The organism is Streptomyces avidinii, from assembly GCF_045161815.1.
Classification (GTDB): Bacteria; Actinomycetota; Actinomycetes; order Streptomycetales; family Streptomycetaceae; genus Streptomyces; species Streptomyces avidinii.
On sequence record NZ_CP108863.1, the window covers coordinates 4,774,651 to 4,785,000 of the forward strand.

6 protein-coding genes (1 of these 6 only partly in view) are annotated in these 10,350 nt (G+C 74.4%); 3 read left to right on the forward strand and 3 right to left on the reverse strand.

What is annotated here, in order from left to right; translation table 11 throughout:
* Positions 1-26 precede the first annotated feature (26 nt).
* The gene (locus OG373_RS21385; RefSeq protein WP_405439715.1) at positions 27-3,332 is read left to right on the forward strand and encodes an ATP-binding protein; all 3,306 of its coding nucleotides are present in this window, start codon (positions 27-29) and stop codon (positions 3,330-3,332) included.
* On the opposite strand, the gene OG373_RS21390 is transcribed toward OG373_RS21385, so the two are convergent.
* Positions 3,319-5,307 carry a sigma-70 family RNA polymerase sigma factor gene (locus tag OG373_RS21390; RefSeq protein ID WP_405439717.1) on the reverse strand — a complete coding sequence of 663 codons (1,989 nt, stop codon included), beginning with the start codon at positions 5,305-5,307 and terminating at the stop codon, positions 3,319-3,321. The two genes, OG373_RS21385 and OG373_RS21390, sit on opposite strands and share 14 nt — an antisense overlap.
* Before the next feature lie 148 nt (positions 5,308-5,455).
* Positions 5,456-6,229, reverse strand: a complete 774-nt coding sequence (locus tag OG373_RS21395; RefSeq protein ID WP_397736142.1) for a TetR/AcrR family transcriptional regulator — start codon at positions 6,227-6,229, stop codon at positions 5,456-5,458.
* Positions 6,230-6,567: 338 nt separating this feature from the next.
* Between OG373_RS21395 and OG373_RS21400 the strand changes: the two genes are divergently transcribed.
* Together OG373_RS21400 and OG373_RS21405 are read left to right on the forward strand one after the other, a co-directional pair.
* Positions 6,568-7,986 (forward strand): NAD(P)/FAD-dependent oxidoreductase, encoded by a 1,419-nt coding sequence (locus OG373_RS21400; protein ID WP_397736140.1) that lies wholly within the window; start codon positions 6,568-6,570, stop codon positions 7,984-7,986.
* 135 nt (positions 7,987-8,121) lie between these two features.
* Positions 8,122-9,918: a SpoIIE family protein phosphatase gene (locus tag OG373_RS21405; protein WP_405444142.1), complete on the forward strand. Its 1,797-nt coding sequence runs from the start codon at positions 8,122-8,124 to the stop codon at positions 9,916-9,918.
* Positions 9,919-10,043: 125 nt separating this feature from the next.
* On the opposite strand, the gene OG373_RS21410 is transcribed toward OG373_RS21405, so the two are convergent.
* Positions 10,044-10,350 carry the end of an MFS transporter gene (locus tag OG373_RS21410; protein ID WP_405439719.1) on the reverse strand. The gene runs 1,016 nt beyond the window's last position, so the window shows 307 of its 1,323 coding nt (coding positions 1,017-1,323); its start codon lies beyond the right edge, outside the window; the stop codon is at positions 10,044-10,046.

Consider the following 10,350-nt stretch of genomic DNA (forward strand, 5'->3'; position numbering starts at 1 on the left):
CCGAACGGGCCAGGCAGAATTGCCCGGTGCGGTATCTCATCCTGGGCGTCACCGAGGCGCGCGACGAGACCGGCGCCCCCCTTCCCGTCGGCGGCGCTCGGCTGCGCGCGCTCCTCGCCGCCCTCGCCTTCCGGGCCGGCCGGCCCGCCTCCGTCGCCGAACTCGTCGACGACGTCTGGGGCGACGACCCGCCGCAGGACGCCCCCGCCGCCCTCCAGGCCCTCGTGGCCCGGCTCCGGCGCGCCCTCGGCGGCCGCGGCACCGTCCACTCCGCCCCCACCGGCGGCTACCTCCTGGCCGCCTCCCGCGAGGACATCGACCTGCACCGGTTCGACCGGCTGGCGGTTCAGGGCGGCCAGGAACTGGCCACCGACCCCGAGGCCGCCGCCCGCACCCTGCGCACCGCACTCGCGCTCTGGCGCGGCCGCGCCCTGGCCGACCTGCCCGAGCCCGCCCGCGCCGCCCATGCGGCCGTCGCCGAGGCCCGCCGCTCCGGCGCCGTCCGCCAGCGCATCGAGGCGGACCTGCGCAGCGGCGCCACCGCCCCGGCGGCACTCCTGCCGGAGATCGAGATCCTGGTCCAGGAGTCTCCGTACGACGAAACACTGCGCGCGCAGCAGCTCCGGGCCCTGCGCGCCGCCGGGCGCCCGGCGGATGCCCTCGCCGCGTACGAGGCCACGCGGCGCGCCCTCGCCGACGGCCTCGGCACCGATCCCGGCCCCGAACTCGCCGCCCTCCACGCGGAACTCCTCCGGCCGCAGGCTCCGCAGCCGCAGCCGGGGACGTCGCAGCCGCCGTCGCAGCCGGGCACGCCGCAGCCTCAGCCGGACCAGCCGCAGCCGGACCAGCCGCCGCAGTCCCGGCCCGAGGCGCCCCGCGGCAACCTCCGCCCCCGCCTGACCTCCTTCGTCGGCCGTGAGCCCGAACTCGCCGCCCTCCACGCCGACCTGTCCCGGCTGCGCCTCATCACCCTCACCGGCCCCGGCGGTTCGGGAAAGACCCGCCTCGCCGAGCACGCCGCCGCAGCCCACCCCGAAGCCGGCTGGATCGTCGAACTCGCCCGCCTGGACCACCCCGCCGCCGTGCCCGGCGCCGTCCTCAGCGCCCTCGGCCTGCGCGAGAGCTCCCTCGTGGCCCGCGAGACCCCGGCCCCGGCCGCCACCGACCCCACCTCCCGCCTCGTCGAACACTGCGCCCACCGCCGCCTGCTCCTCGTACTCGACAACTGCGAGCACGTCATCGGAGCCGCCGCGGAACTCGCCGAGCGGCTCCTCACGCACTGCCCCGGCGTACGGATCCTGGCCACCAGCCGCGAACCCCTCGGCGTCCCCGGCGAGACGGTCCGCCCCGTCGAGCCCCTGCCGCCCGCCCCGGCCCACCGGCTCTTCGCCGACCGCGGCGCGGCCGTCCGCCCCGGCTACAGCCCCGACGGCGAGGACCCGGCCGCCGTCGTCGAGATCTGCGCCCGTCTCGACGGGCTGCCGCTCGCGATCGAGCTGGCCGCGGCCCGGCTGAGGCTGCTCACCCCGCGGCAGATCGCGGACCGCCTGGACGACCGGTTCCGGCTGCTGACCAGTGGCAGCCGTACGGTCCTGCCGCGCCAGCAGACCCTGCGCGCCGTCGTCGACTGGTCCTGGGACCTGCTCGACGAGCCCGAACGGACGGTCCTGCGCCGGCTGTCCGTCTTCGCCGGCGGCTGCGACCTGGCCGCAGCCGAGGCCGTCTGCGCCGACCCCCGCGACCCGGCCCCGTACGACGCCGCCGACATCCTCGGCTCCCTCGTCGACAAGTCCCTCGTCCTGGCCGAGCCCGACGAGGACCACGGCATGCGCTACCGCATGCTCGAAACCATCCACGAGTACGCCGCCGAGCGCGCCGCCCTCCACCCGGACGACGCCCGGGACACCGCCCGCCGCCACGCCGCCCACTACCTCGCCTTCGCCGAGGAAGCCGAACCCCTGATCCGCTCCGCCGCCCAGCTCCCCTGGATCCGGCGCGTCGAGACCGAACTCGACAACCTCCGCGCCGCCCTCCACACCAGCGCCGTCGAGGACGCCGACCCCGAGGCCGCCCAGCGCCTCGTCTTCGCCCTGGGCTGGTTCTGGTGGCTGCGCAACTACCGCGCCGAGGGCGCCGAGTGGACCACCCGGATCCTCGCCCTCACCCCCGGCATCCCCTCCGAGGGCACCCCTGCCTACTGGCGTTACATGCGCCTGCAGGTCCTCGACATGTTCCTGCTCGCGGAGAGCAACTCCGCCGACAGGTTCCGCACCCCCGAGTACCGGGACCTCGCCGCCCACCTCAAGGAGACCTTCCGCCACGGCTCCCCCGAGACCACCCGCTTCCCGGGGATGCTCTGGCCCGCGACGTCCTTCCTCACCGGAACCGCCCTCGAGTTCCATGCCGACCTCGACCGGTCCGTCGCCAACTGCCGTGTCCACGCCGGTGAATGGGAACTCGGCATTGTCCTCATGCTCCGAGCCCACGTCGCCATCGACGTCACCGGCGGCCTGGCCGCCGTCGATGCCGACCTCGCCGAACTGCACGAGATCGCCCGCCGCGTAGGCGACCGCTGGACCCGTGCCCAGGTGGCGAGCGCCGCCGGGGAGGTCGCCCTCTCGCGCGGCCGGTACGCCGAAGCCCGCGTCGAGTACGAGGAGTGCCTGCGCCTCGCCCGCGAGGTCGGGGCCAGCGTGGAGGCGCCCTTCGCCATCGCCCGGATCGCCGAGACCGCCTACTGCGCGGGGGACCTCGACGACGCCGAGCAGCTCCTGGCGGAGGCCGCCCGGGAGTCCGACCGCTTCGGCGGGGTGTACGACGTCGCCACCTTCGCCGGACTCCTCTCCGCACTGGTCGCCCTCCAGCGCGGTGACGCCGCCGGCGCCCGCAGGGAGTGCGACAGGGCCCGCGCCGATGCCGAACGGATCACCGTGCCCGCGCAGCTCACCGCCGGGCTGGACACCGTCGACGCCGTCCTCACCGGCCGCGAACAGGGTCCGGCGGCCGGCCTGGCCAGGATCGGGCCCGCGCTCGCCGCCGCCGTCGCCGCCCGCTGCGCCGAGCGCATCCTGGCCGGCATGGCCGAGGCGGCAGCCATGCTGCTGGCCGACGCGGACCGGCCGGCCGAGGCCGTACGGTCCCTCGCGGCGGCCACCGCCTGGCGTGCCGGCCATCCGCGCTCGGCTCCGGAGCGCGATGCGGTGGACGGCCTGCCGGAGCGGACCCGCGCCCTGCTCGGCGCCGATCGTCACCGCCGGGAGGAGGCGGCCGGCGCCGCGCTCACCCCGGCGGCGCTGGCCGCGATGCTGACCGCGGAGTTCAGCGGCAGCTGATCACGGCGCCGGCCCAGCTCGCCAGCGTCGGCAGACTGCCCGGCCCGGCCCTCTCGACCACCAGCCGCAGCGTCCTGCGCCCGTCGAGGGAGACCTGCACGGCCGCCGGCGGGTCCTCGTGGCCGAGCGCGCCGGACTGCCACATCCGCTGCCCGTCGGCGTATACGGAGAACCGCACCGCGCCGTCGGTGAACAGCGACAGGCCGTCCACCCCGGCCTGCGCCGAGAAGCTCGTGCACTGCCGGTTGAGGGCGATCTCCACCGAGGAGTGCGAGCTCACGGTGATGCCGTGCGCGAACCGCCGGCCGCCCACCTCCAGCCCCCGGCGCTGCCACACCCAGCTGCTGCGCCAGGTCTGCAGCTCCGGGCCGCTGTGATCCCCGTACGCCGAGTGCGCGAGAGCGGCCAGCGGGAAGCCCTGCGGCGGCTTCGGGGTCGGCGACGGCGATGGTGGCGTCGGCTTCGGCGAGGGCCGGTCCGGAGACGGCGTGGGAGAGGCCTTCTCCCGGCTGGGGGAGGGCGACGGAGCGGGCGCGGGAGCGGCGGAGACCGGAGCCGAGGGCGTCGGACTCGGCCTTGGCGCTACGGAGCCCCGCGGGGCCGGCACCTCCGGCGCGGGCACCTCCGGCTCGGCCGACGGTGAGGCGGGTGCCTGCGGCACGGCGGGCGCCGCGACCGTGGGCGCGGGCTTCGCCCGGGCCTGGGGCTCGGCATCCTCGCCGGTCAGCGCGAACACCACCCCGGCGGCCGCGGCCACCGCGATCCCGGCGGCGATGGCGGCCTTGGCCGGCAGCCCGAGCCCCTCGGCGGCCACCGCACCCCCGCCCCCGCCGCCCGCTCCGGCGGCACCCCCACCGGCGGCACCACCAGCCGTCCCGGCCGTCGCGGCTGTTCCGGCGCCCGCGGTCGACCCGCCCGCGGCAGCCGCCGCGGCCCCGGCCCCGCCCGCGGCAACGGCCCCACCGGCCAGCACCCCGGCGGCCTTGCCCGCGTACCCGGCGGCGAACCACCCGATGACCGCGACCGGAAGCAGCGCCGGAATGCCCGCGTTGACATCCTTGAGCTCCCCGGCGGCCAGCCGGCACTTCACGCACTCCTCAAGGTGCTTGCGCAGCCCCCGCTCCGCCCGCATCCGCAGCCCGCCGCGCGCGTAGGCGCCCAGCCGGTCCGCGTACCGCGCGCAGTCGCCGCCCTCACTCAGCGCCGAACTCACATGGGCCTGCAGATACGCCTGCTTGAGACCCTCCCGGGCCCGACTGGCCAGCACAGCGGTCGCATTGGCACTCAGCCCGAACAGCGGCGCGATCGCACTGGGCGAGGCCTCCTCGACGGTGGTGTGCCACAGCACGGCCTGCCACCGCTCGGGCAGGCTGCGGAAGGCCTGCATGGCCAGCGTCTGCTCGGCTTCGTGCATCGCCCGCACGTCCGCGCCCAGTTCGAGCGTGTCGTCCCCGGACAGCCCGGACAGCCCGGACAGCCCCGCCCCGCTGTCCGCACCCATGGAGGCCCGCTCGGCGAAGACGGCGAAGTCCTCGACGAGATGCTCCCGCTTGGCGGTCTTCGCCCAGGCGGCGGCCACCCTGCGCACGGTGGTCAGCAGGTAGGCCCGCACCGACTGGTCCGGCCCGGCCCCGCCGCGTACCGCCTGCAGGGTCCGCGCGAACACCTCGGCGGTCAGGTCGTCGGCGGTGTGCCCGTCCCGGCAGCAGGTCCGCGCGTACCGGCGCACGGAATCGGCATGACGACGGAACAGCTCCTCGTACGCACCGTCGTCACCGCCCCGCATCCGGGCGATCAAGTCCCCGTCGGACGGCGGCAGCTCGTTCCCGCCGCCCCCGGGTCCGGAAGAGCCGGAGAAGCGTGCGTGCCGCCCGCCCGGGCCGCGCTGCGCCGGTACCTGCCGGGCGGGCAGGCTGCCCGCCTCGACGTCGCTGCCGCCGCCACCGAGTGGCTCTTCCCGACCGTCAACGCTCATCGCGGAGACTCCCGCACGACACACTCAACCGGTCCACCGGTCAAGCGTGTCACACGGGGGACGGGCGCCGAACCCCTCGGCGCCCCATCCACTCATCCGGGCACATTCCGGCGAATCGCCCTACCGGGCCCTCACCGGTCCGCCGAGGTCACGCGGTCCGGGACCGCAGGCCTTCGAGCAGGATGTCGAGCAGCCGGGTCGAAGCCGCCGCCTGCTGTGCCGGATCGGGCAGCGCGGGCGCCGCCGTCGCTATCACCAGCAGCACATCGGCCACCGTGACGTCGGCACGCAGCTCACCGGCCTCCCGCGCCCGGTGCACCAGCCGGCCCACGACCTCCAGCAGCGCACCCGCGCCCGCGTCGTCGGAAGGCTCGTCCTCCATCGCGGAGCGCGTGCCGCCGACCCGCAGGTCGAGAGCGCCACCGCCCACCACGGCCTGCCGCTGGTGCGGAACGCGCGCGGCCTCCGCCTCCTCGGCCTCGTCCTCGACGGCCGAGCCGACCCGCAGCACCTGCGGCGGCAGCAGCCGTCCGGCGCCCGAGGCCACGGAGGTGCGCAGGAAGCGCGACAGCGCCTGCCACGGCTCCTCCTCCTGGCCCAGTGCGGCCTTGGCCTGCTCGGTCAGCCGGGTGGTCTCCTCCTCGGCTATCCGCCGCACCAGGACGTCCTTGCTCGGGAAGCGCCGGTACACGGTGCCGACACCGACGCGGGCGCGGCGTGCCACGTCCTCCATCGGAGCCCCGTAGCCCAGCTCGCCGAAGACCTCGCGGGCCGCCCGCAGGACGTGCTCCAGATTGCGCTGGGCGTCGACGCGCAGCGGTGTGGACCGCCCTACGCCGTGCGTGGTGCTGCCCGCGATGCCGCGCCCCGTGCTCTCGACCGAGAGCGTGGTCGCAGAACCATGGAAATCGGAAATGTTCATATGTATCCCCCGGTAATCATTTGTCTCCCCCCGGAGACACTCCCCGCCTTCACGCCGAGGGGGCCACGGTCTCGGGCCCGGTCCTACTCCTCGACGAGATACGAACATAGTTGAGCCAGAGTCAATTCAGAAGAGGCAGCCCCGGACGGAGCACCGCCCGATCGGAGCATTCACCCCCACTTTTCCGCTCCAAGCCTCCGGAATCTCCCGTTCCGTACAGTCTGACCTGCAGACTTCCTCCATGATCCGAGGTCCTCTTCCACCCCGCCCCAGGGCCACCTCCGGTCACACAATTTGTCGGGCCTGTGGACAAACTCCCGGCCACGTTGCGTCATGGGATGGTGAAGGCTGCTAACTCCCGGGGCACGGCCCCCGGTACCCCGCCCCGTACGCGCATCCTGATCGTCGGCGGCGGCTACGTCGGCATGTATACGGCTCTCCGCCTCCAGCGAAAGCTGAGACCCGGCGAAGCCGAGGTCACGGTGGTCAGCGCCGAGCCCTACATGACGTACCAGCCCTTCCTCCCCGAAGCGGCCGCGGGCGCGATCTCCCCCCGCCACGTCGTGGTGCCGCTGCGCCGCGTCCTCGGCAAGTGCCGCATCGTCATCGGCGAGGCCCAGCGCATCGACCACGCCAAACGGACGGTGACCGTCAGTACCCTCGCCACCCCCGACGAGGGCGCCGGCCCCATCGAGATGGAGTACGACGAACTCGTCCTCGCCCCGGGCTCCATCTCCCGCACCCTCCCCGTCCCGGGACTCGCCGACTACGGCATCGGGTTCAAGACGGTCGAGGAGGCCATCGGCCTGCGCAACCACGTCATCGAACAGATGGACATCGCCTCCTCCACCCGCGATCCCGCCCTCCGCGACGCCGCCCTCACCTTCGTCTTCGTCGGCGGTGGCTTCGCGGGCGTCGAAGCCCTCGGCGAGCTCGAGGACATGGCCCGCTACGCGGCGCGGTACTACCACAACATCAAGCCCGAGGACATGAAGTGGGTCCTCGTCGAAGCCAGCAACCGGATCCTCCCCGAGGTGGGCCCCGACATGGGCGTCTACACGGTCCGCGAGCTGCGCCGCCGCAACATCGACGTCCGCCTGGAGACCCGGCTCGAATCCTGCGAGAACCGCGTCGCCGTCCTCAGCGACGGCTCCCGCTTCCCCACCCGCACCGTCGTGTGGACCGCCGGCGTCAAACCGCACCCCATCCTGGCCGCCTCCGACCTCCCCAAGACCGAACGCGGCCGCCTGGCCTGCACCGCCTTCCTCACCGTCGAAGGCGTCGAGCACGCCTGGGCCGCGGGGGACGCCGCCTCCGTCCCCGACATCACGGCGGCCGAGAAGGGCAGCGAATGCGCCCCCAACGCCCAGCACGCCGTCCGCCAGGCCAAGGTCCTCGCCGACAACCTCCTCGCCGCCCTGCGCGGCGAGGTGCTGACCGAGTACGCCCACAAGTACGCGGGCTCGGTCGCCTCCCTCGGCCTGCACCGCGGCGTCGCCCACATCTACGGCCGCAAGCTCAAGGCCTACCCGGCCTGGTTCATGCACCGGGCCTACCACCTCAGCCGCGTCCCCAGCTTCAACCGCAAAATGCGCGTCCTTGCCGAATGGACCCTCTCAGGCCTCTTCAAGCGTGAGATCGTCTCCCTGGGTTCCCTCGAACACCCCAGGGCAGAATTCGAACTGGCCGCAGGCGGCGGCCCCAAGCCACCTCCCCCGCCCCCCGCCCCCAACCCCCCGCAGAACGGCCAGGGCTGACGTTGTCAGTGCGGTCGGCCACACTGGACGTGTGACCATAGGTGGGCTCACCCCTGCACAGAGTGACATCGTCCAGTCAGTGACCGCCCACGAGCGACACAGCGACCACTCGCGACACCACGAGGCTTGAACGCAGTGAACTTCACGCGCTGGAGCGCCCGGTTTCCCGGAACGCAGCGCCGCGCCGCCGCCCGGTCCGAACACGCCGCAGCCCAGGCCAAGCGGGGTGAAGGCGCCGTCCCGGCAGCCCGCGGCGGCCGCGCCGACTCCGGATCCGAGCGAGCCGCGCCCGCCGACGGCCACCCCGCCGATCCCACGGTCTGCGGGACAGGAAGCGGCGCCGGCAGCGCCACCGGTACCGGCACCGCCGCGGCCCCGTCCCGCACGACGGGCGTCCTTACGGCCGTGCCCTCCCTCGACGAGCTCTCCGTACGCGAGGTCCTCGGCCGGCTCCCGGCCCTGGTCGCCCTCGTCCACGGCCCCGAGCACCGCGTCGCCTATGTCAACGACGCCTACACCGCCGGCTTCGGGGCCCGCACCCCCGGCGCCCCCGCCCACGAGGCCCTCCCCGAACTCGGCGAGCTCGGCCTCCTCCCGCTGCTCGACCAGGTCCAGCGCAGCGGCAAGTCCCGTACCGCCAAGAACCGCACCGCACCGGGCGGCAACAGCTCGTACACCGTCACCTGCACCCCCGTCGAGTTCCCCGAGTCCGACACCGACGGCGAGCCCGACCCGCACCACACCGGCGTCCTGATCCACCTCGCCGACGTCACCGACCACGCCGAAGCCGTCGAGCGGCTCCGCGCCAGCGAGCGCCGCCAGCGCGAGGCAGCCGTCACCCTCCAGCGCTCCCTGCTCCCCCAGGAACTGGAACAGCCCGACGACCTGCGCGTCGCCGCCACCTACCAGCCCGGCGGGACCGAGGCGGCCGTCGGCGGCGACTGGTACGACGTCATCACCCTCGGCGCCGGCCGCACCGCCCTCGTCATCGGCGACGTCATGGGCCGGGGCGTGCGAGCCGCCGCCGTCATGGGCCAGCTGCGCACCGCCGTCCGCGCCTACGCCCGCCTCGACCTGCCGCCGCACGAGGTGCTCCAGCTCCTCGACGGCCTCGCCGCCGAGATCGACGCCAGCCAGATCGCCACGTGCGTGTACGCCGTCCACGACCCCAACGAAGGCCTGCTCGCGTACGCCTCCGCCGGCCACCTCCCGATCCTGGTCCGCGACGAGGACGGCACCGTACGCAGAGCCGCCGACCCCACCGGCCCACCGCTCGGCACCGGCGGCTGGCTGCACACCTCGGGCACCATCGCGCTCGGCCCCGGCTCCACCGCCGTCCTCTACACCGACGGCCTGGTCGAACGCCGCGGCGAGGACATCGACGAAGGCGTCGCCGCCCTGGAACGCGCCCTCTCCGGCGCCCAGGGCACCCCGGCCGTCATCTGCGACCGCCTGATGCGCGCGCTCGGCGTGGACGCCGACCACGACGACGACGTCGCCGTGATGGTCCTCCAGCAGCCCGCCCGCACCGGATCGGACGCCGAGCTCTTCCACAACGCCGCCCTGGAACTCCTCGGCGGTATCGAAGCGGCCCCGCGCGCCCGCGCCTTCGCCCAAGGGGTCCTCGCCTCCTGGCGGTTCCCCGTCGAGCTCTGCGACCTCGGCGTCCTGGCGGCGAGCGAGCTCGTCGCGAACTCCCTCCAGCACGGCACCCCGCCCATGCGCCTGCGGCTGCGCCGCACCGACCGCCGGCTGATCATCGAGGTCACCGACGGGGACGACCACCTCCCGCGCCGGCGCCGCGCCGAACCGGCCGACGAGACCGGCCGCGGCATCTCGATCATCGCCACCATCGCCTCCTCCTGGGGCTCCCGCCGCACGCCGGGCGGCGGCAAGGCCGTCTGGTGCGAGTTCGCCCTGCCGGACAAGTAACCGACCAGTCCGAAGAGGCCGAACAGACCGAACAGACCGAACAGGCCGAGAAGCAGGAAGGCCCCGATCCACCCGGACCGGGGCCTTGCTGCTTCTCGCACATATATACGTACGGTCATACGTTCCTACGCGTGCACGCGCTCCACGACGACGGCCCGTGCGACGTCCTGCGCGACGGCGTTCTCGGCCACCGCGACCGGACCACCCTGCGCCACGACCCTGCTCGCCATCCACGGGTTGTCCTGCGCCGGGCTCAGCCGCCTGCCGAGCCGCAGCGCCAGAGCCGCGATCCCGAGCGAGACGAGCACGAAGGTCCCGATGTAGAGCATCGGAACGCCCGCACCCAGCGGTACCCCGAGCGGTCCCAGCGCCAGTGCCATCTGCTTGACCAGTGCGAAGGCCGAGTTGTACTGGCCCACCGAGCCCTCGGGG

Bases quoted from the DNA above. Each gene is read 5' to 3' on its own strand.
- OG373_RS21390 (WP_405439717.1), bottom strand. From the start codon at position 5,307: ATGAGCGTTGACGGTCGGGAAGAGCCACTCGGTGGCGGCGGCAGCGAC.
- OG373_RS21395 (WP_397736142.1), bottom strand. From the start codon at position 6,229: ATGAACATTTCCGATTTCCATGGTTCTGCGACCACGCTCTCGGTCGAG.
- OG373_RS21400 (WP_397736140.1), top strand. From the start codon at position 6,568: ATGGTGAAGGCTGCTAACTCCCGGGGCACGGCCCCCGGTACCCCGCCC.